Source organism: Dermacoccus sp. PE3, from assembly GCF_001021715.1.
In the GTDB taxonomy this organism is placed as follows: domain Bacteria; phylum Actinomycetota; class Actinomycetes; order Actinomycetales; family Dermatophilaceae; genus Dermacoccus; species Dermacoccus abyssi.
Genome location: NZ_LDCM01000001.1, coordinates 638744 through 659227, shown reverse-complemented (window position 1 = coordinate 659227; position 20484 = coordinate 638744). Strand labels below are relative to the sequence as shown.

The 20484-nt window shown below is 70.4% G+C and carries 23 protein-coding genes; 9 read left to right on the top strand and 14 right to left on the bottom strand.

Features of this window, described 5'->3' with window-relative positions; genetic code table 11:
* The 4 genes from AA983_RS03080 to AA983_RS03065 all read left to right on the top strand — a co-directional run bounded on the left by AA983_RS03080 (nucleotide 1) and on the right by AA983_RS03065 (nucleotide 3934).
* Nucleotides 1-1209, top strand: coding sequence for an ABC transporter permease (locus tag AA983_RS03080; RefSeq protein ID WP_047310680.1), 1209 nt, complete (start codon nucleotides 1-3; stop codon nucleotides 1207-1209).
* A gap of 59 nt (nucleotides 1210-1268) precedes the next feature.
* On the top strand, nucleotides 1269-2660 hold the full coding sequence (locus AA983_RS14595; RefSeq protein ID WP_052946815.1) for a DUF4064 domain-containing protein: 1392 nt from the start codon (nucleotides 1269-1271) through the stop codon (nucleotides 2658-2660).
* Nucleotides 2661-2792: 132 nt separating this feature from the next.
* A complete protein-coding gene (locus tag AA983_RS03070) occupies nucleotides 2793-3671 on the top strand; it encodes an HAD family hydrolase (RefSeq protein WP_369798732.1) in 879 nt (292 codons plus the stop codon).
* Nucleotides 3668-3934: a DUF2283 domain-containing protein gene (locus AA983_RS03065; protein ID WP_052946814.1), complete on the top strand. Its 267-nt coding sequence runs from the start codon at nucleotides 3668-3670 to the stop codon at nucleotides 3932-3934. The genes AA983_RS03070 and AA983_RS03065 overlap by 4 nt, the downstream gene beginning before the upstream one ends.
* 15 nt (nucleotides 3935-3949) lie before the next feature.
* Here AA983_RS03065 and AA983_RS03060 read toward each other — a convergent pair whose 3' ends face one another.
* Nucleotides 3950-4510 carry a DUF1990 family protein gene (locus AA983_RS03060; protein WP_197078926.1) on the bottom strand — a complete coding sequence of 187 codons (561 nt, stop codon included), beginning with the start codon at nucleotides 4508-4510 and terminating at the stop codon, nucleotides 3950-3952.
* 65 nt (nucleotides 4511-4575) lie between these two features.
* Here AA983_RS03060 and AA983_RS03055 point away from each other — a divergent pair, with 65 nt between their 5' ends.
* The 4 genes from AA983_RS03055 to AA983_RS03045 all read left to right on the top strand — a co-directional run bounded on the left by AA983_RS03055 (nucleotide 4576) and on the right by AA983_RS03045 (nucleotide 7778).
* Entirely contained in the window at nucleotides 4576-5388 is an 813-nt protein-coding gene (locus AA983_RS03055; protein WP_047310679.1) for an RNA methyltransferase, read from the top strand.
* A 71-nt stretch (nucleotides 5389-5459) separates the two neighbouring features.
* Nucleotides 5460-6113 carry a VOC family protein gene (locus AA983_RS03050; RefSeq protein WP_047311164.1) on the top strand — a complete coding sequence of 218 codons (654 nt, stop codon included), beginning with the start codon at nucleotides 5460-5462 and terminating at the stop codon, nucleotides 6111-6113.
* 118 nt (nucleotides 6114-6231) lie between these two features.
* On the top strand, nucleotides 6232-7035 hold the full coding sequence (locus tag AA983_RS15760; RefSeq protein WP_082128653.1) for a CPBP family intramembrane glutamic endopeptidase: 804 nt from the start codon (nucleotides 6232-6234) through the stop codon (nucleotides 7033-7035).
* Entirely contained in the window at nucleotides 7032-7778 is a 747-nt protein-coding gene (locus tag AA983_RS03045) for a tryptophan-rich sensory protein (protein WP_369798756.1), read from the top strand. The genes AA983_RS15760 and AA983_RS03045 overlap by 4 nt, the downstream gene beginning before the upstream one ends.
* A 10-nt stretch (nucleotides 7779-7788) precedes the next feature.
* Here the strand turns inward: AA983_RS03045 and AA983_RS03040 are convergent, their stop codons facing one another.
* From AA983_RS03040 to AA983_RS03005, 8 genes are all read right to left on the bottom strand, one after another.
* A complete protein-coding gene (locus tag AA983_RS03040) occupies nucleotides 7789-9333 on the bottom strand; it encodes a polyamine aminopropyltransferase (protein WP_047310678.1) in 1545 nt (514 codons plus the stop codon).
* 39 nt (nucleotides 9334-9372) lie between these two features.
* The gene (locus AA983_RS03035) at nucleotides 9373-9609 is read right to left on the bottom strand and encodes a hypothetical protein (protein WP_047310677.1); all 237 of its coding nucleotides are present in this window, start codon (nucleotides 9607-9609) and stop codon (nucleotides 9373-9375) included.
* Nucleotides 9606-10106, bottom strand: a complete 501-nt coding sequence (locus AA983_RS03030; RefSeq protein WP_047310676.1) for a DUF2617 family protein — start codon at nucleotides 10104-10106, stop codon at nucleotides 9606-9608. Before AA983_RS03030 ends, AA983_RS03035 begins: the two co-directional genes overlap by 4 nt.
* A complete protein-coding gene (locus AA983_RS03025) occupies nucleotides 10103-10558 on the bottom strand; it encodes a DUF4178 domain-containing protein (protein ID WP_052946813.1) in 456 nt (151 codons plus the stop codon). Before AA983_RS03025 ends, AA983_RS03030 begins: the two co-directional genes overlap by 4 nt.
* Nucleotides 10559-10569: 11 nt before the next feature.
* Complete coding sequence (locus tag AA983_RS03020) at nucleotides 10570-10998, bottom strand: DUF350 domain-containing protein (protein WP_047310675.1); 429 nt, start codon at nucleotides 10996-10998, stop codon at nucleotides 10570-10572.
* A gap of 262 nt (nucleotides 10999-11260) precedes the next feature.
* Nucleotides 11261-12682, bottom strand: a complete 1422-nt coding sequence (purB, locus tag AA983_RS03015) for an adenylosuccinate lyase (RefSeq protein ID WP_047310674.1) — start codon at nucleotides 12680-12682, stop codon at nucleotides 11261-11263.
* Nucleotides 12683-12749: 67 nt separating this feature from the next.
* Nucleotides 12750-13169, bottom strand: coding sequence for a hypothetical protein (locus tag AA983_RS03010; protein ID WP_047310673.1), 420 nt, complete (start codon nucleotides 13167-13169; stop codon nucleotides 12750-12752).
* A 139-nt stretch (nucleotides 13170-13308) separates the two neighbouring features.
* Nucleotides 13309-14109, bottom strand: coding sequence for a VOC family protein (locus tag AA983_RS03005; RefSeq protein ID WP_047310672.1), 801 nt, complete (start codon nucleotides 14107-14109; stop codon nucleotides 13309-13311).
* A gap of 176 nt (nucleotides 14110-14285) precedes the next feature.
* On the opposite strand from AA983_RS03005, the gene AA983_RS03000 reads away from it, so the two are divergent.
* Complete coding sequence (locus tag AA983_RS03000) at nucleotides 14286-14708, top strand: hypothetical protein (protein WP_047310671.1); 423 nt, start codon at nucleotides 14286-14288, stop codon at nucleotides 14706-14708.
* Between the two features lie 2 nt (nucleotides 14709-14710).
* Here the strand turns inward: AA983_RS03000 and galK are convergent, their stop codons facing one another.
* Genes galK through AA983_RS02975 form a run of 5 tightly spaced genes read right to left on the bottom strand, consistent with a single transcriptional unit; the run spans nucleotide 14711 to nucleotide 20187 of the window.
* The gene (galK, locus tag AA983_RS02995; protein ID WP_082128650.1) at nucleotides 14711-15919 is read right to left on the bottom strand and encodes a galactokinase; all 1209 of its coding nucleotides are present in this window, start codon (nucleotides 15917-15919) and stop codon (nucleotides 14711-14713) included.
* Nucleotides 15916-17007 carry a galactose-1-phosphate uridylyltransferase gene (galT, locus tag AA983_RS02990; protein WP_047310670.1) on the bottom strand — a complete coding sequence of 364 codons (1092 nt, stop codon included), beginning with the start codon at nucleotides 17005-17007 and terminating at the stop codon, nucleotides 15916-15918. Before galT ends, galK begins: the two co-directional genes overlap by 4 nt.
* Nucleotides 17007-17705 (bottom strand): dethiobiotin synthase, encoded by a 699-nt coding sequence (bioD, locus tag AA983_RS02985; RefSeq protein ID WP_047310669.1) that lies wholly within the window; start codon nucleotides 17703-17705, stop codon nucleotides 17007-17009. The genes galT and bioD overlap by 1 nt, the downstream gene beginning before the upstream one ends.
* Entirely contained in the window at nucleotides 17702-18850 is a 1149-nt protein-coding gene (locus AA983_RS02980; RefSeq protein WP_047311160.1) for an aminotransferase class I/II-fold pyridoxal phosphate-dependent enzyme, read from the bottom strand. Before AA983_RS02980 ends, bioD begins: the two co-directional genes overlap by 4 nt.
* Nucleotides 18847-20187 carry an adenosylmethionine--8-amino-7-oxononanoate transaminase gene (locus tag AA983_RS02975; protein ID WP_047310668.1) on the bottom strand — a complete coding sequence of 447 codons (1341 nt, stop codon included), beginning with the start codon at nucleotides 20185-20187 and terminating at the stop codon, nucleotides 18847-18849. Before AA983_RS02975 ends, AA983_RS02980 begins: the two co-directional genes overlap by 4 nt.
* Nucleotides 20188-20484 lie beyond the last annotated feature (297 nt).

The following is a 20484-nucleotide window of genomic DNA, read 5'->3' as shown; positions in this document are numbered from 1 at the left end:
ATGAACGCCGCCGCAGAAACCCAGACCCGCCCCGCCTGGCAGATCGTCGCCCTGCGCGAACTGTCCGTGAAGGCGCGGGACAAGAACTTCCTCATGTCGCTCGTCGTGACGCTCCTGCTCGTCGCAGGCACGTTCGGCGTCCAGATCTGGCTCTCGGGCAAGACGCCTACGTCGTCCATCGCCGTCGTGACGCAGAAGAACGCGGCCGGGCTGTCGGGAAGCTCACTCGTCGACGCCGCCGAGAAGGCGGCGAAGGCCGACCACGACAAGGTCGAGTACACGAGCGTCTCCGCGTCGTCGCCCGCCGACGCCCGCGACGCGGTCAAGAGCGGTCGTGCCGATCTGGCGCTCCTGCCCACCTCCGGCGGCTGGACGCTCGTCGGTGACAAGGACGTCGACGCCGACGTGAAGAAGTTCGTCACGAGCGCCGCCGCGGAGCAGACGCTCGCCGCGAACGCGAAGGCTCAGGGCGTCGATCTCGCCAAGCTCTCGAGCGGAGCGAACGTGACGGACGAACGGCTCGACCCCGGATCCGTCAACGCCGGGCTGGGTAAGCTCGTCACCTTCGTCTTCGCGTTCCTGTTCTACTTCGTCGCCTTCATCTTCGGCATGCCGATCGCGCAGAGCGTCGTCGAGGAGAAGCAGTCACGCATCGTCGAAATCCTGGCCAGCGCGGTGCCGCTCAAGCACCTGCTCGCCGGTAAGGTCATCGGCAACGCCGTCCTCGCGTTGGCCCAGGTGACGCTGCTCGTCGGCGTAGCGCTCATCGGGCTGTCGCAGACACGGTGGAGCACGCTCATCGGCACCGTGGCGAGTGCCTCGGGGTGGTTCGTCGTGTTCTTCCTCGCGGGCTTCCTCGTCGTCGCCTGCATGTTCGCGGTGGCCGGCGCGCTCGCGTCACGCAGCGAGGACGTCCAAACGACCGCCCAGCCGGTGACAATGCTCGTCGTCGTCGTGCTCATGCTCGGCATGATGCTCACCGGAACGGCCCTCAAGGTGGCCTCGTTCGTGCCGGTCGTCTCGACGGTGGCGATGCCCGCGCGCGTCATCACCGGCGATGCAGCCTGGTGGGAGCCGCTCGTCGCGCTCGTCATCGCGGGTGTCGCTGCGATCGCCATCACTCGGGTCGCGACGCGCCTCTACAGCCGCAGCGTCATGCAGACGGGTGGACGCCTCAGCTACAAGGAGGCCTTCAAGCTGCAGGCGTGATGGGCCACCGGTAGATTGGGCGCAGATCAGATTTCACCACCACGAAACGGGAGGGTCGCATGAGCGACAACAACGAGAAGCCCGCCTCCACCTGGGGCGACGGCGACTCCGAGGCACAGACCCGCATTGCGGGCGGTTCGACGCCAGCGGCTGAGCCGAACCCGGTGCACGACCACACCCAGCGGTTCGAGAACGATGCCACGCAGGTGGCCTACCGTGACCAGCCGCAGGCTGCAGCTCAGCCGGGGCAGTCCCCCGCGCGTACGGAGTCGCCGACGCAGGCGTCGTCCGCGCATTCGCAGGCCTACCCGAGCGCGCCCATCGCCCAGCAGCAGTCGGCTCCCTACGCGCAGGGTTACCCGGGTGCTGCCGGCCAGCAGGGTCAGTACGGCGCGGGTCAGCAGTACGGTTCGGCGCCGCAGGGTGGGCAGTACAACTCCGCTCCGCAGGGTCAGTACGGCGCGGGTCAGCAGTACAACTCGTCGCCCCAGGGAGGCCAGCAGTACGGCTCCGCGCCGCAGGGTGGTCATGCGCAGCCGGGTCAGTACAACTCCTCGCCCCAGGGTGGCCAGCAGTACGGTTCCGCGCCGCAGGGTGGTCATGCGCAGCCGGGTCAGTACAACTCCTCGCCCCAGGGTGGCCAGCAGTACGGTTCGGCGCCGCAGGGTGGGCAGTACAACTCCGCTCCGCAGGGTGGCTACGCTCAGCCCGGTCAGTACAGCTCGTCGCCCCAGGGCGGCCAGACGTACGGCTCGGGCCAGCACACGACCCCGGCGCACGGCGGCCAGCAGGGCCAGTACACGTCGGCCGCGTACGGTCAGTCGCAGTCGGCCCAGCCGACGAAGACCTCGAGCGCCTCGACCGCGTCCCCCGTGGCGAAGTTCGGCCCGTTCCTGCCGGCCCTCCTGGCACTCATCGCTCCGTTCGTCGCGTGGGTGACGTTCAAGTCGGGCAGTGAGACCGTCGCGCTCAACGGCATCGGCGGCAACAGCAACTCGGCCAACCCGACGCTCGGTGAGTCGAGCAATACGGGCGGCATCTTCGTCCTCATCCTTGCCATCGGTCTCGCCGTGGCCGGCGTGCTCGCCGCTCTGGGCAAGCTCAACGCGAAGGTGACGGGCATCGTCACGGCCGCCCTCGGCGTCGTGCTGCTCATCATCGGCATCCTGCAGTTCCCGAGCACGGCCAGTGCCGTCGGTGACGGTGGCGCCGCATCCGGTTACTCGGCGACGATCGGCGCCGGCGTGTGGTTGACGCTCCTCGCGGGGCTCGCGGCGCTCGCGGTCGGTGTCGTCGCGTTCCTGCAGAGCCGCAAGGGCTCGAGCGCCTCGGCGACGAACGGCGGCCAGCAGTGGAACGGTGGCTACCAGCAGGGCCAGCAGCAGTTCGGCCAGGGCAACGGCCAGCAGTACGGCTCGGCCCCGCAGGGCGGGTTCGGCCAGAACCACTGATCTGCCTTGCCTGACGAGGGCCCCTTCCGAGCGATCGGAAGGGGCCCTGGGCGTCTGTTCGTCCTTCCTCCTGCCGCCCGTGCAGCTCGCGCCGTGACCTTCGCGGGAAGGCGCGACGCGTAGGGTGTGCGTGTGACTCCGTCCGACGACACGACGCCCGTCATTCCCGAGGCTGCGGCCGCGAACAGCGTCCGACCCGGCGCAGGTGCCGGCTCGCACGAATGGCCACCGCTCATGGTCTGCCTCGACATCGACGGCACTCTCCTGCAGTACGACGGCACCATGCACGACGCGACTCGCGACGCCGTGCGCGACACCGTCGCCGCCGGCCACCACGTCGTCCTGTCGACGGGGCGCGCCGTTGTCGCGACGACGCCGATCCTGCGCATGCTCGACCTCGACCACGGCTACGTCGTGTGCTCGAACGGCGCCATCACACTGCGTCTCGACAGCTCGCTCGACGCGGGCTACGAGATCGTCGACCGGGTGACGTTCGACCCCGCGCCGGCGCTGTCGATGCTGCGCGGACAGTGGGAGGACGCCGTCATCGCGGTCGAGGGGCCGGACGGGTTCAAGGTCACCGCGCCCTTCCCCGACGGGGAACTCGACGGCGAGCAGACCGTCGTGGAGTGGGAGGAGCTCATGTCGGAGCCCGTGACGCGCGTGACGTTCCGCTCGCCGTCGGGCACGAGCGAGGACTTCCTCGAGCTCGCCGACCGCATCGGCCTGCACCACGTCAACTACGCCGTCGGGTACACGGCCTGGATGGACATCAACCCCGAGGGCGTCTCGAAGGCGTCGGCGCTCGAGCTGGTGCGCCGCAAGCTCGCCATCGAGCCGTCGAACACGGTGGCCGTGGGCGATCAGCGCAACGACCTCGAGATGCTCGAGTGGGCTGCGCGCGGCGTCGCGATGGGCCAGGCGCCCGACGAGGTGAAGGACGCTGCGGACGAGGTGACCGGCCCGATCGAGAACGACGGGGCCGCCGACGTCCTGCGCTCGCTCTTGTGAACGCGCCCGACGGCGGGGTGCCTGCTGACGCGGTGCGGCTGACGTTCGATGCCGAGGCTGACGCGGCGTACGTCGCCCTCGGCCCCGATCCGGGCGTCGGCGGCGTGGCGCGCAGCGTGCCCGTCGACACCGGCGGTGAGCCGGGCATCGACGTCGTGCTCGACGTCGATGCCAACGGCCGACTCGTGGGCGTCGAGGTGCTCGGAGCCCGCCGAATGCTCGCGCCCGAGGTGCTCGCGGCGGCGCGACGTCTCGACCGATAGGCCAGTTCCGTCCGTTCAGCGCGCCAACGCGCGCAGGTAGCGGCGCGTCATCCAGCGCTGCACCCACCGCATGACGGGGGCGCCGATGCGGGTGAGGAGCCAGCCGGGCCGGCTGAGGGCGTCGATGTGGACCCACACGTCGTCGCCGCGACGTTCGACGAGAAAGCGTTCGACGCCGCACTCGGGGTGACCGGGCAGCGTCGCGTAGGCGAATCCGCGCCGGTGCGGCTCGTCGATCACCTCCGTGACGCGGCACGGAATCGGCAGGCGCACCCGCCCGACGCCGAGACCGAGCACGACGACGGTGCCCGCGCGCAGCGGCACGTCGTTCGCCCGCACCGTCATCCCCGAGCCCAGTTGGAGACCCCACGAAAGCAACTCGTCGCCGACGGCGTCGAGATCCGAACGGCGCAGCAGTGCCGACTCCGCGAGCCGCTCGAAGCCCCGAGGTGCCGGCGCTGCCGTGTCGTCGAAGTCGAAGGCGAGAAGCTCCGTCGGAGCGGTGATCTGTGCTCCGGCCAGCGTCCGAACCGTCGCCTCGGACAACAGCCCGACCCCCGCCTCACTCCTCACCACAGCACTATCCTGCACGTGCAGATCGGGGCTTCGGCGGTGGGGGTTGAGTGGGGGAGAATGGGCGGGTGGCTGATCTTCACCTCACCTCCGCGACCAACCCGCGCCTCAAGGGGCTCGTCGGTCTGCGTAAGCGCCGTACCCGCGAGAACGAGGGCGTCACCCTGCTCGAGGGGTACGAGGAACTGTCGCTCGCGCTCGATGCAGGGGTGCGCCCCCGGGCCCTCTACACGTGCGACGACCTCATGCTCGACGCCGACCGCCAGCAGGACGTCGTCGACGCCGCCCGCGCCGCCGGCGCCGAGATCGTGACGGTGGCGCGCGCCGCGTTCGAGAAGGTCGCCTACCGCGAGGGGCCGGACGGCTTCCTCGCCGTCGTGCCGAGCGTCCAGGCCCACCCGCGCGAACTCGACCTGCCCGAGAGTCCGCTCCTTCTCGTCGCCGAGGGCGTCGAGAAGCCCGGCAATCTCGGGGCCATGCTCCGCACCGCCGACGCGGTCGGCGTCGACGGCGTCATCGCCGCCGACCCGGTCACCGACTGGGGCAACCCCAACGTCGTGCGCGGCTCGAAGGGCACCGTCTTCAGCGTGCCGGTGGCCGCCGCGTCCACCTCCGAGACCCTGAGCTGGCTCGAAGAGCGCGGCATTCCGCTCGTCGCGGCGACGCCGGACACCGACGTCATGCACACCGACGTCGACTACCGCGGCCCCGTCGCGATCGCCGTCGGCACCGAGAAGTACGGCCTCACCGACGAGGCGCTCGCTGCCGCCACGACCCGCGTGCGCATCCCCATGGTGGGCCAGGTCAACTCCCTCAACGTCGCGACGAGCGCCGCCGTTCTGCTCTACGAAGCGATGCGTCAGCGCGGCGTCCGCGGTTGACGGAGCGCGCCGGGTCGAAGGAGAGTGACCCGGATTACAGTCCACACCAATGAGCGTGGCACAGTGTGCACATGCGTATTGACCACGTGATGTATGCGGCCGAGTCCGACGGTCTGCAAGCGACGGCCGAGCGACTCGCGCAGCAGCTCGGCGTGGAAGCACTCGACGGCGGCGTTCACCCGCGGTTCGGTACCCGCAACGTCATCCTGCCGCTCACCGAGCACCGGTTCCTCGAGGTCGTCGAAGCCCTCGAGCACCCCAGCGTCGACAAGATGCCGTACGGCCAGGCCGTCAAGGCTCGCTCCGCCAACGGTGGCGGCTGGATCGGTTGGGTCGTCGAACTCGACGACATGACCCGCCCCGTCGAGAAGCTCGGTCGCGGCACCACCGAAGGCCGCCGTCACCGCCCCGACGGCACCGAGGTCACCTGGCAGCAGATCGGCATCAGCGACCTCGTCCTCGACCCGCAGCTGCCCTATTTCATCAAGTGGGACGACGACGCGACCCACCCGTCGTCGGACGGCCCCAGCGACTCGGGCCTCAAGGGCATCACGCTCGCCGGCGCGCCCGAGCGCGTGCGCGAGTGGATCGGCCTCTCCGGTGAACCGGGCGTCGACCGCGAGGAGTGGGAGCCGAGCATCGACTTCTCCTTCGTCGCCCCGCACGGCACCCCGTCGGTGCTGTCGGTGACGTTCACGACGCCCCGCGGCGACGTCACGATCTGACGCACGCATCACGCTCATCACGGGTCGGCATCCACGTTCGGATGCCGGCCCGTTGCGTTGCCGTCCTGCACCCCTGGGGAGGCTTCACCTCACCTGGCGCGGGTGGTCGGATGAACATATGGGCGACTCGGTGACACGGCAACGTCTCGCCTGCGGGCTGACGCTCGTCGTCGGCACGCTCGTGCTGGCGTGGAGCCTGTCGATCGAGCCCGCTGATGCACTCTTCTACCCCGCGACGGCGCTGCTGGCCGCGGTGTGGTTCGTCGGCGCGTTCCTGGCCCGACGTCCGGGTGGGCGTGAAGCGCCGAAGCCGACCGAAGCGCGTCGGCCCGCAGCCGACGTGGCTCTCGGCGCCGGCGTCGGGGCCGCACTCGCAGGGGCTTTTCTCGTCGGTGCGCTTGTTCTCACGCAGATTCCCGCGTTACGCGACCCCGTCCAGCAACTCCTCGATCACGCCGACCGCGGCGTCTTCGTCGTGGTTCTCGTCCTCACCCTCGTCAACGGCGTGGCGGAGGAGACCTTCTTCCGTGGCGCGCTCTACGACGCGTTGCGCGGCCACGCTCCTGTCGCCACGAGCACCCTCGTCTACACCGTCGTCACGGCTGCCTCGGGCATTTGGATGCTCGCCTTCGCCGGCCTCGTGCTCGGCGGGGTGTGCGCGCTCCTGCGCCGCCGCACCGGCACCCTTCACGCCCCGAGGCGGGCGTCGTCATCGGGGACGGGTCGTCGTCCTTCCAGATGCTGCGCCACCTCGCCGAGCGACTGCCGGGGGCTGTTGCGCCGCGGTGGGTGCGCAACACGATCCAACCCGTCGCGGTGGCCGACGCGGTGCACTACCTCGTGGCGGCGGCCGATCTGCCGGAGCACGTCAACCGCACCTTCGACATCGGGGCACCCGAGGCCATCGAGTACGCCGGCATGATGAGCGAGTACGCGAAGGCGGTCGGGCTGCGTCGGCGTCTCGTGCTCACGGCACCCGTGACGACGCCCGGGCTTGCCGCGTACTGGGTGGGCTTGGTGACCCCCGTGACGACGGCGCTCGCCAAGCCCCTCATCGGCAGCCTGCAGCACGACACCGTCGTGCACGAGCGCGATCTCGACGACCTCGTCGGTGCACCGGACGGCGGCCACACGACCTTCCGCGATGCGGTGCGAGCGGCGGTGCGAGAGGCGGACACCCGCCGATCGGGGCGCACGCTCGCACGGACGAGCGCAGCGGTTGCGGCGACGGCGCTCGTCGGAAGCCTCGCGACGGACCCGGATTCGCTCTGGTACCGGACGCTGCGCAAGCCCGCTTTCCAGCCGCCTGCGTGGGTCTTCCCCGTGGCGTGGACGGCGCTGTATGCCGACATCGCGCTCACGAGTTCCCTCGTGCTCGCGGACCTCGGCGAGCAGGGGCGCACGCGCGAGCAGAAGCGGTACGCGGCGGCGCTCGCCGGCAATCTCGCGCTCAACGCGGGATGGAGCGTGCTGTTCTTCGACCGAAAGAAGTTGCGTCCCGCCTGCCTCGAGGCCGTTGCACTCGCCGTGAGCAGCGCCGACCTCGTGCGCCGAGCCGGTGCTCACACCCCGGAGCGCGGCGTCGCGCTCGCGCCGTACGCCGCGTGGACCGGTTTCGCAGCCGTGCTCACCGGTGCCATCGCGCGCTTGAACCCGCGTCGCTGACACCTCGGGCTCAGTAGCCCCGGTAGGCGCCCTTCTGCGCGTCGAGGATCGTGGGCGACAGCAGGGTCGACGGTTTCACGGGCATCCGGCCACGGTCGGGCGGGAAGACCGCAGCGGCGCGCAGCACGTCCTGCGTGACGAAGCGCTGCGCCGGGGCGTCATCGGGCAGCGTGAGCGACGGCGGCGTCGACGAGCGCGTCGCGAGGTGGAAGCCCCAGTCGCCGAAGCTCGGCACGTCGACGTGGTACGGCGTTGTCGCGAACCCGGCGCGGCGCAGGGTCGCCTCCGTCGTCCAGTAAGCCTCGCGGGCGAAGAACGGCGAGCCGCTCTGGACGACCATGCGGCCGCCGGGGGCGAGGGCCCTGTTCATCAGCCCGTAGATCTCCTGCGAGTACAGCTTCGCGGTGGCCACGTCGTCGGCGTCGGGGAAGTCGACGACGATGGCGTCGAACGTCTCGTTCTGGGTGCGCAGCCACGTGAACGCATCGGCGGCGCGATAGGTCAGGCGCGGGTCGTCCATCGCATCGGCGTTGGCCGCGACGAATTCGGGCCGCGTGCGCGCGAGATCGACCACCGCCGGGTCGAGGTCGACGAGCGTCACCTTCTCGACGCCGGGATACTCGAGCACCCGCCGTGCCGCGAGTCCGTCGCCCCCGCCCAGCACGAGGACCTTCGTGCGCGGCCCGTTCATCGCAGGAGCGACGAGCGCCTCGTGGTAGCGGTACTCGTCGAGCGTCGAGAACTGCAGGTCACCGTTGAGGAACAGCCGCACGTCGCGTCCGTCGAGGCCGGACGTGACGACGATGTCCTGGTAGGCCGAACGCTCGCTCACGACGATCGGATCGCGGTAGATGCGCTGCTGCGCGGACAGCTCGAACTTCCCCGAGAACCAGGCAAGCCCCGCGAGCCCGACCAGCGTCACGGCGAGCGCGCCGCCGACGAGGCGCCGCCCCCACGTCGTGAACGAGTCACGAAACACCCACAGGCACAAGGCAACACCGACGAGGGCGTTGACGGCGCCGACGGCGAGTGTGCCGCGGAGCAGGCCGAAGAGGGGCAGCAGGAGGAACGGGAACGCCAGGCCACCCACGAGGGCGCCGACGTAATCGGCGGCGAAGAGATCGGCGACGGCGTCCGACGCATCCTGCTTGCGGATGCGCTGCAGCAACGTCATGAGCAGGGGGATCTCGGCACCGATGAGCGCGCCGATCGTGAAGGCGAGAGCGACGAGCGCTGGCCCGTAGAGCGACCACCACGCGAAGGCGGCGTACAGCACGATGACGCTCGTGCCGCCGATGACGGCGAGGGCCAGCTCGATCAGGGCGAAGTTGCGGGCCGCCTGGCCGACGAGGCGCTTCGCGGCGAGCGAGCCGATGCCCATGGCGAACACCATGACCGACAGGACGATCGACGTCTGCGTGATCGAGTTGCCGAGCAGGTACGAGCCGAGCGCGACGAGCGCGAGCTCGTAGACGAGACCGCATGCGGCGCACAGCAGGACGGCGCCGAAGACGAGGGCGCGGGCGAAGCGGGGAGCCTCAGACGGTGAGCGCACGGCTCACCTCGAGCCTGACGGGCGAGTGAGCCGCCTCCGTCACTTTCCGCTGCCCGAACCGCCGCCGCGGAACGAACTGCCGTGCCTGCGGTAGTTCGAGCTGCGGTGGTCGTCGTCGCAGGCCCTCTTGACGGCCCGCTCGTTGGGCGTGAAGCCCTGCGCTCGCGCCATCTGACGCTGCTGCTCACGGCAGGCTTCCTCTTCCTTGCTCGTGCCGCAGCCGCTCAACCCGAGGCCGAGGGCCGCGACGAGCAGTATGTTGACGGTGCGCTTCATGCCGGATCCCTCCGTCGCTGCAGGTCGAGCGAGGACGCGGTCTCGACCAGTTCTCCGTGCTGCGGGTAGACGTGCCAGGTGCGCCACGTGAGGACGTCGTCGCGGCGCTCGGCGACGAGGGCCGCGAACGCGAGGTCATGCCCGGGAAAGCGCGCGACGACGGCGTCGTCACGCTCGCCGAGCGCAGGGACGAACGCGTTGACCGCGTCGCGCAAGGCGTCCGGAGCCAGGTGCGTGACGCTCGTGCGCAGCGAGTAGCCGGGCGCGGTGTGGCGTTCCGGCAGAGGCATCGGGACGTGGGGGAGGTAGGCGATCGTCTCGGTGAACGGCTCGTCCTCCGTCTCGATGACGACCTGGTGCGAGGCCCCGAGCACGCGCAGGTCGGCACCCGCCACGAAGCAGGTGGCGAGAGGCTCCACAGGGGCCAAGCCGAGCCCCAGGCGTAGGTCGGCGGCGCGGGTGTCGACGAACGGCGACGCGATGGCGTGAAGGGTCACGACGAACCCCCGGTGACCTGCACGCCGAACGCCGGGATGTGACGGCCGGTCGACGGCTCCCACGCGCCGTCGTCGAAGCGCTCGAAGGCGACGAGCGTGCCGCCGAGGCGGTAGTCGGCGTAGGCGTAACGGCCCGAGCGCCCCGACGGAAGGCTGCGGTAGGTGCCCGTGCCGTCCTCGTTGCGGCGCAGCTTCGTGCCGTCGCAGACGACGTTGCGATCGCCAGGCTCGCCGCGCTCGGGCAGGGCCGGGCGGTCCTTCCACAGGGTGAGGCTGAGCGTGCCCTCGTCGTCCTCGACAGTGAGCCAGTCGGCGTCCGGATGCCCGCTGAGGCGGTGCGAGTGCCAGGTGAAGTCGTCGACGGTGAGTTCGAGGGTCTCCTCGACGCGCGCGGGAGCGCCCGCGAGCGAGAGGTGCGAGCCGGGGCGGATGGTCAGCGCGTCGTGGGTCATGGGAGCGCCGATCAGGAGATGGCGGCGCAGATCATGAGCGCGACCGCGATGTGAGCCGCCGCCGACACCCAGACCGCCGGGTGCCTGTCCTCCTGCAGCAGCAGCGCGCCCAGCTTGCCCGGCGTCAGTGCGTCGAGGGCGAAGAAGCTCAGGGCCATGAAGACGAGGCCGAGGATGCCGTAGACGGCAGTGCTCAGGAGACCCGCCGCGAGGCCGTCGTGCGACGAGCGGATGGCGGTGAAGACGATGAGGCCGACGGCGATGAGGTTCGCCGACACGAGGATCACCGCGTTCTGGTTGCGTTCACGCCAGATGATGTCGGCGAGCCGACCGGGTGTGAGCAGATCGGTCATGAAGTAGCCGAGTGCCTGGAGGGCACAACCGACGATGGCGAAGGCCGCGATGGCCCCGACGTCGTAGAGGAGATCGGATGCGGTCATCGTAATCATCGCCTTCTCGGACGGTATGGGACGGGGGCCGTTCCCCACGCGCAGCAACTCCTGCGGTGCCCCCGGAACATGCAAGAACTATAGGCGAAGCACTCCGCCCCAAGGGGTGATTAGGGGGTGAGAGCCGCGGGTGGCTCGGGTGCGGTGGTGGCGCGGTCGTACGTTGTGTCCTGACGCCGCCTGTCGTCGCGCAGCACGACGCCCTGCCCGCGGAGCACAGCTGCGGGCAGGGCGTCGCGTGAGCGCAGGTTCGTCAGACCTCGAGGTAATCGACGAGCTGAGGTGCGATGCCGATGTAGGTGGCAGGCGTCATCTCGAGGAAACGCGCCTCGACGTCGGAGGGAAGGTCGAGGCCGCGCACGAACTCGCGCAGGTCGTCACCGGTGATACGGCGACCGCGCGTCAACTCCTTGAGGCGCTCGTACGGCTGCTCCATGCCGGGCACGCCCTGGGCGCCGAGCGCGCGCATCGCCGTCTGGATGGGCTCGCCGAGTACCTCCCAGTTGGACTCCAGGTCCTTGGCCATCGCACCGGGAACCGGGTCGAGGCCGGCGAGACCACGGCCGACGTTGTCCATCGCGAGAACGGAGTGGCCGAACGCGGTGCCGATGTTGCGCTGCATCGAGCTGTCGGTGAGGTCGCGCTGCAGGCGCGACGTGACGAGCGTCGAGGCGAGAACGTCGAGCAGAGCGCTCGAGACCTCGAGGTTGGCCTCGGCGTTCTCGAAGCGGATCGGGTTCACCTTGTGCGGCATCGTCGACGAGCCGACGGTGCCCTGGCCGCGCACCTGCGCGAAGTAGCCCATCGAGATGTAGGTCCACACGTCGGTGCACATGTTGTGCAGGATGCGGTTGAACCGCGCGATGTCGGCGTAGAGCTCGGCCTGCCAGTCGTGGCTCTCGATCTGCGTCGTCAACGGGTTCCACGTGAGGCCGAGGCCCTCGACGAACGACTTGCTCAGTGCCGGCCAGTCGGCGCTCGGCACCGCAGCCGTGTGCGCACCGAACGTGCCGGTGGCTCCGTTGATCTTGCCGAGGTACTCCTGCCCGCCGATGCGGCGCAGCTGACGGCCCAGGCGGTGGGCGAGCACCGCGAACTCCTTGCCCATCGTCGTCGGCGTCGCGGGCTGGCCGTGGGTGTGCGCGAGCAGCGGCACGTCACGCATGTCGCGGGCCATCGTCGCGACCTGCTCGACGAGCGTCGTCGCCTTCGGCAGCCACACCCGCTTCGTCGCACGCTGCACCATGAGGGCGTAGCTGAGGTTGTTGATGTCCTCGCTCGTGCAGCAGAAGTGGATGAGCTCCGAGAGCTGCTCGGCGTCGTCGTGGCCCGCGGCGGCCACGATCTGCGTGAGGCGGCGCTTGAGGTAGTACTCGACGGCCTTGACGTCGTGCACCGTCTCGCGCTCGATCTCGGCGAGTTCGGCGATGTCGTCACCGTCAAACTGCTCCACGACGTCGCGCAGCGCCTCCTTCTCGCCGTCGTCCAGCGCGCGTACGCCGTCGAGGATGCCGGCGTCGGTGAGGTGGATGAGCCACTCGACCTCGACGTGCACGCGCATGCGGTTGAGCGCGGCCTCCGACAGGTGGTCGACGAGCGGGGCGACGGCGCCGCGGTAGCGGCCGTCGAGGGCTCCGAGGGCGATGGCGGGCTGGGTGTCGGCGAGGCTGCGCATGCACCCATTGTTCCAAACGACGAGCCCCGGACGCGTGTCGCATCCGAGGCTCGTCCTCACGGTGGAGTCAGCGCTTGCGGGCCCGCAGCGGGAGCCACACCGCCAGGCCCATGAGCGCCATCGCCAGCGGGACATGGACGGCGGCCATGACGTCCTTGCCCTCGTCCACGATGAGCCCCCCGGGATCGGCCTCGAGGATTAACAGCACCGTCAACGCCAGCGCACCGAAGGTCAGGTCGGTGCGCTCACGCAGCTTCAGGAACGCCCACACCGTGGCGAGGAGCGCGAACCCGATGGCGGCCTTCCCGCACCACGAATGGACCTCGAGCCAGGGCGTCTTCTCCGGGTCGGTGTCGGGCGTCGACATGAACAATCCGGCCCACAGGCCCTGCAGCAGCACGGCGAGCGACGCGACGCCGACGAGTGCTGCGAACGTACGAGTGGGTGCCGTCGCGGCTGAGGAATTCGCGGGCGTGGAGCTCGCCATGATGGTCCTTCGCGTGGAATGAAGCAGTGTCCCCACAGCCAACCGCGTCCACCTAGGAGAAGGCTCTCGTCCGGAACCGGCAGACCTGACAAGTACCCGGGATTTTCCTGGGTCAGGGCCGACTCACCTCACCTGCTCGTCACTCGGCGTCGCGATCGTGCTCCGCCTCCTCCTCGGCTTCCGCGGTGTAGGAGATGACGTTGAAGACCTCGCCCTGGGGGCCGCGGATGGTGGCCTCGGGGCCGAACGGGGTGTCGAAGCTCATGAGCACCTCGCCGTCGAGCTCCTCGACGATGGCGACGCTCGAGTCGCGGTCGGCCACGACGAAGTGCGTGAGCCAGTTCGCCGGGACCTCGTCCGGCAGGTGCCCCGCGAGATGGATCCCGGCGACGACCTCACCGTCGGAGGCGCGCTTGCACGTGACGTAGTCGGCGCCCATCTCGTCGTAGCTGAACCCGAAGACCTTGCCGTAGAACGCCTTCGCGCCCTCGAGGTCTCGCGTCATGAGGTCGTTCCAACCCACGGAGCCAGACTCGTTGAAGATGCCGAAACCGTGGTGCTCACCGCCCTGCCAGGCGCCGAACGCGGCACCCTCGGCGTCGGTGAAGAACGCCATGCGGCCTGCACCAGCGACGCCCATCGGCTCGGCGATGACGCTGCCTCCCGCGGCGCGCACCGCCTCGGCGGTGGCATCGACGTCGTCGGAGGCGAAGAACGTCGACCACGCCGTGGGAACCTCTGGCGCCATACGCGGCGTGATGGCAGCGGCGGATCGTCCGTGCTTGAAGCACAGTGCGTAGCCGCCCATCTCGGCCGGGCCCTCCTGCACGTCCCAGCCGAAGAGCTTGGCGTAGAAGTCGCCGGCCTTCTTCACGTCGTCGAAGCAGCAGTCGACCCAGTTCGGGGTGCCTGCAGGCCAGTTCGTGTCACGGGTGGGCATGGGAGCTCCTTCGTTCGAAGTGCCGAGTTCAGCGGCTCGACATCAGCCAACCACGGGCCACCGACAACCGCCAGGGTGTCTGGCTCCTGCGCAGATCCCGGTGATCAGGTCGCACGTTCGGGATAAGGCGTCCAATACGTGCCCACGAAGACCCGACGAGGCCTACTCTTGTCGCCGTGACCCAGCCCTCCGCCGAAGCGCGCATTCTCACGTCGGCAGCGTTCCGGCGCGCGCGGCTCCGGGCGGCGTCACTCATCGCCTCCCGCACGGAGTTGCACAGGCTGCTCGCCAGCGTCGAGTCGAAGCGCGAGAGCAACCCGCGCCTGTACGAGGGCGCGCAAGGGCTTGACCTCGACATCATCTGCTCGGTCGTCGACGCCTACGTCGACGAGGGCATGCTCACCGTGGACGGCCACGACGACCCACACACCACCAGCATCACCGGCAAGGCACGTCTGCGCCTCGTCGTGGCAGCGCTCGTCTACCTCGTCGACGTGGAGGACGTCATCCCGGACTCGCGGCCCAACGGCCTCACCGACGACGTCGTCCTCTTGCGCTGGGCGTCACGCATGGCGCGCGCCGAACTGCCCGCCGTCTGAGGTCACTTCAGACGTTTGGCACCTTCACTCGCGAGAGCGACGAACGGCTCCGGCTCGGCGAAGCCACCCTCCGCGGCACGCTGCTTCGCAAGCTCCACGGCGTCGTCGACACGGCCCGAATCGATGAGGGCGATGACGCAGCCGCCGAAGCCGCCGCCCGTCATCCGTGCGCCGTACGCGCCGCCGTCCTTGAGGGCCGCGGCGAGCGTGTCGACGGCCGGGACGGTGATCTCGAAGTCGTCGCGCATGCTGGCGTGCGACGCGCTGAGCACGCGGCCGACGGCGGGGGCGCTCTCGCGCGTGACACCGGCCCCCAGGGCCTCGTGCACGGCAAGCACCCGCGCCGAGTCGGTGATGACGTGGCGCGCGCGGCGGCGCGGAACGTCGGGCAACTCCTCGAGGCGCGCATCGACCGCACTGACGTCGCGTCCGTCGACCTCACTGCACAGGTGACCTCGCTCAATGCCGAGCAGATCAGCGGCCTCCTCGCAGGAGCGACGGCGCTCGCCGTAGGCCCCGTCGACGAGCTCGTGCGGCGCGTGGGAGTTGACGACGAGGAGGACGATCCCGGCCGAGTCGAGATCGAACGGCACCTGCTCCGTGTCGTTCGTCAGCGTGTCGAGGCGTAGTGCGGAACCGGCTTCACACAGCACCGAGGCCATCTGGTCCATCGTTCCCGTCGGCGCGCCGGCGATCTCGTTCTCCGCGAGACGGCCGAGGCGGGCGATGTCCGGACGCTCGAGGCCCCATCCGGCCAGGTCGTTCCAGGCGCTCGCGGTCGAGCAGCTCAGCGAGGCGGACGACGACAGCCCGGCACCGCGCGGCACGTCGGCCGCGAACGCGATGTCGAGGCCGGGCACGTCGAGGCCGTCACGCGCGGCCGCCCAGCCGACGCCGGCCGCGTACGAAGCCCAGCCGAGCGACGCCTCGCGCGAGATGTCGCCCAGGCGCACCTCGACGCGCTTGCCCTCGGAGACGAGCCGGACGAGGTCGTCGTCACGACGCCGCGCGACGGCGACGGTGCCGGTCGGCAGAGCGATGGGCAGGACGTAGCCGCCGTTGTAGTCCGTGTGCTCGCCGACGATGTTGACGCGCCCGGGCGCCCACCACGCGCCGTCCGGCGTGACGTCGCCGAACTCGCGCGCGAACAGCGCTTCTGCTTCGGCGAGCAGGCGGCTCTGCGAGTCGCTCGAGGTGATCTCCTGCGTCATCGCGACGTTCCCAGCTCGCGCAGGCGCTCGGCCACCGCCTCGGGCGCCACGTCGTTGCTGAACGCGCCCTGGCCGGACTCGGTACCTGCGAGGTACTTGAGCTTGTCCGCGCTGCGCCGGATCGAGAACAGCTCGACGTGCAGCCACGCGAGGCGACGGTCCGGGTGGTCACCCTTCGCAGGAGCTTGCTGCCACGCCGAGATGTAGGGCAGCGGGGCGTCGTACATCGCGTCGAAACGGCCGAGGACGTCGCGGTAGAGCTCCGCGAGGCCGTCGCGCTGCGCCTCGTCGAGGGCCGCGAGGTCGGGCGTCTGACGGCGCGGGTAGAGGTGCACCTCGACGGGCCAGCGCGCCGCGAACGGCACGAACGCCACCCACGTCGCGTTCTGTGCGACGATGCGCGACCCCTCCGCCAGCTCGCGGCTCAGAATGTCGCCGAAGAGGTTGCGGCCGGTGCGCGAGTGGTGGCGACGGGCAGCGTCGAGTTCCTTGCGCGCCCGCGGCGGAACCATGTCGTAGGCGTAGATCTGGCCGTGCGGGTGCGGCAGGGTGACGCCGATCTCGGCGCCGCGGTTCTCGAACGGGTAGACGTACTCGACGCTCTCGCGCGCGGAGAGTTCGCGCGTCCGGTCGGCCCACGTGTCGACGACGAGGCGGGCCTGCTCGAGCGACAGGTCCTTGAACGAGGCGTTGTGGTTCGAGCTGAAGCAGACCACCTCGCACGCGCCGTACGCGGGCGCCGAGGCGAACAGCGGGTCGTCGATCTCCTCGACGCCCGTGACGGCGTCCGAGAGCGCCGGGAAACGGTTGTCGAAGACAGCGACCTCGTAGTCCTCCGAGGGCACTTCGCTCGCGTAGTCCGGGCGGCTCGGACACAGCGGGCACTCGTTCGCCGGCGGCATGAAGGTGCGGTTCTGACGGTGCGCGGCGAGCACGATGTACTCGTCGGTGAGGACGTCGTAGCGCAATTGCGACATGGGCGTCGTCTCGGGCAGATCGCGCCGGTCGGGCACGGCTTCTCGGCCCTCCTCGCGGTCGTACCAGCGGATCGTGCGGCCATCGGCGAGACGGCCGTCGGTTCGGAACATCACAGGTGCACCCACTTGCTTGCGTTGTTTCGGAAGGTGTTCGGGTCGAGTTGGGCCGCACGTTCCGGCAGGCGCCCGAGCGGCTGCGCGCCGGCGGCGTTCGGCAGGTCGTCGAGGTTCGTGCGCTCGGCGAGGCCGGGCTCGTCGGGGTAGCTGCCGACGACGTAGCCGATGAGGTCGAGGCCCCGGTGGCGCAGCGCCTCGGCGGTGAGGGCCGTGACGTTGAGCGTGCCGAGACGGGGCGCGACGACGAGCACGAAGCCCGCGCGAACGCCCTTGTCGCGCAGGTGAACAGCGAGGTCGGCCAGGGTGGCGCCCCCGCCGTCGAGGTGGACGAGCAGGCCGCCCGCGCCCTCGACGATGACGGTGTCGACGTCGTCGCGGTCGGCGATCTCGAGGACGCGCTCGGCGTGCTCCGCGACGGTCGGGATGCTCGTGCCGGCGAGGCGCGCGGCGGCGTCGGGCGCGAGGGGGTCGGGCAGGCGGGTGAACTCGTGTGTCGTCACGCCCTCGGTGCCGGCCAGGCGGGCGACCTCGTCGACGTCGCCCGGCTCACCCGGGGCCAGGCCCGTCTGGACAGGTTTGACGACGGCGATCCGCATGCCCTGCGCGGCAAGTGCCGCGGCGACGGCGGCCGTCGTCACCGTCTTGCCGACCTCTGTGTCGGTGCCGGTGACGAGGATGACGGGGGCGCTCATCGTGCTCCTTCGAACGTGCTGGCGACTGCGCCGAGGATACGCCTGGCGTCGTCGAGTTCCGCATCCGTGAGTCCCGCCGTGGCGGTGACGCGCAGGCGGCTGATGCCGTCCGGCGTGCTCGGCGGGCGGAAGCACCCGATGCGCAGACCCTGCGCGCGGGCCGCGTCGACGGCGGCCAGTGCTTCGGCGGGTGACGGCATGGGCTTGGACAGCACGGCCGCGGCCGACGGCTCGACGCCGAGGGCGTCGGCGATGGCGGCTGCTGCAGCGAGAGTTCGACCAGGGAGCTCGGGATGCGCGACGAGATGACGAAGGGCTCCGAGCGCGGCCCCAGCGGACGCGGGCGCGAGGCCCGTGTCGAAGATGAACGGGCGTGCCGTGTTGAGCAGGTGTTCCCGCAGCGATCGCGGCCCGAGAACCGCGCCGCCCTGACTCGCGAGCGACTTCGATAGGGTGACCGTGACGACGACGCGGTCGGCGCCCTCGCCGTCGAGGAGGCCGCTGGGCTTGACGAGCCCCTCGCCGCGATCACCCGCGACACCGAGGCCGTGCGCCTCGTCGACGACGAGCAGCGCGTCGTGCTCGACGGCGAGCGCGAGGAGCGCGGGCAGGTCGGCGGCGTCACCGAGCACGGAGAAGATCGACTCGACGACGATGACGGCGCGCGGCTCGGTGCGTTCGGCGAGGGCGCGACGCACGGCGTCGACGTCGAGGTGCGGTGTGACGGTGACGCGAGCTTTGGCCAGGCGCATGCCGTCGATGAGGCTCGCGTGGTTGTGAGCGTCGCTGATGACGAGGGTGTCGGCGGTGCCGAGCACCGTCATGGCGGAGAGGTTCGCGTGGTACCCGGTGGAGAACACGAGCGCGGACTCGTGCCCCATGTGCGCGGCGAGCTCGGCTTCGAGCGTCGTGTGGACGGCGTGCGTTCCGGTGACGAGGCGGCTCGCGCCCGCGCCGCCGCCGGCTTCGTCGAGGGCTCGCTGCGCGCCGTCGAGCACCGCGGGGTGGCGCCGCAGGCCGAGGTAGTCGTTGCCCGCGAGATCGATGCGGACACCGTCGAGCTGGTCGGCCTCGGCCGTGCGGGTGAGGTCGCGCTCGGTGCGCCGTTTCGCGGCGGCGTCGAGGGCGTCGAGGTACTGGTTCACGGCGCCTGCTCGCTCGCCGGGGCGCATGCGTGGACCGCGGCGGTGACAGCCTCGCAGATCGTGCCCAGGTCGTCGTCGGTGCAGACGAACGGCGGCATCGTGTAGATGAGGCGGCGGAAGGGGCGGATCCATGCGCCCGCGTCGAGGGCGGCTGCCGTGGCCGCGTCGACGTCGACGTCGTGGGTCAGCTCGACGACGCCGACCGCACCCAGCGTGCGAACATCCGCGACGTGGGGGAGTTCGCGCAGGGGAGCGAGGTGAGTGTCGAGTGTGTCGGCGAATCCGGCTGCGCGGGTGAGACGTTCGGTGTCGAGGAGGTCGATGCTGGCGAGCGCGACGGCGCACGAGAGCGGGTTGCCCATGAAGGTGGGGCCGTGCATCATCGCGCCGGTGCGCTCGCTGATGGTGCGGGCGAGTTCGTCGGTGCAGAGCACGGCCGCCATCGTGAGGTAGCCGCCGGTGAGGGCCTTGCCGAGGCAGAGGATGTCGGGCGTGATGCCGATGCGGTCGGCAGCCCAGTAGGTGCCGGTGCGCCCGAAGCCGGTGGCGATCTCGTCGAAGATGACGAGCGCGCCGTGCTCGCGGGCGAGGGTGGTGAGGAATCGCACGCATTCGGGGTCGTAGATGCGCATACCGCCGGCGCCCTGCAGGAGTGGCTCGACGATGACGGCCGCGATCTCGTCGGCGTGTTCCCTGTAGAGGGAAGCGGTTTCGCGCTTCCATGCCTCGAGTTCGTCAGGGTCGGCTTCAAGGCCTGCAGGTGGGAGCGGGGCGAAGAGCTGTTGCGGCAGCGTGCCGCGCCAGAGGGAGTGCATGCCGCCGTCGGGGTCGCAGACGCTCATGGGGTGCAGGGTGTCGCCATGGTAACCGCCGCGGATCGTGAGGACGGTGCGTCGCGGACGTTCGTCGGCGGCGAAGACCTGGAGGGCCATCTTGAGGGCCACCTCGACGCTGACGGAGCCGGAGTCGGCGAGGAACGCGCGCGTCAGCTTCGGTCGGTCGGCCTCTGGTGCGGGCGCGATCTCGACGAGCTTCTCACCGAGGCGGACGGCGGGTTCGTGCGTCAGGCCGCCGAACATGACGTGACTCATCCGCTGCAGCTGCGCCTCGGCGGCGGCGTTGAGCTCGGGCACGTTGTAGCCGTGGATGGCGCACCACCAAGAGCTCATGGCGTCGAGCACCTCGCGCGATGCGCCGTCGTCGTCACGCAGGGTGAGGCGCGGCCCGTGCGCGGACTCGACGAACCGCGTCGTCGCAGGGTTCGTGGCGCTCGAGTAGGGGTGCCACAGGTGGTCACGATCCGAGGCGAGCAGCCGTGCGACGTCGGGGGTGGGCATGGCCCTCATCCTTTCACCTGGGGAAGGGGTGAGGCACCTCTGGCATCGACCGACTCGACCCGACTCTGCGCGTCGGCGAGTGGAGGCGGAAGGCGGGGTCGCTCCAGTCGCGGTGGCCGCTCTTGGCGCGCAGGGTCGTCTGGATCCCGGGGATGGTGAGGCCGCGCTTCGTCGCGCGGGTCGGCGCTGGCGGTACGCCGTTGACTCCGAGGGGCACGATTGCGCCGGCAGGGTGGCAGGCTGCCCGCGGGCGCGCCGTCCGGTTCTCAGCCGGTGCCTCTGGAGCCGGTGTTCCTC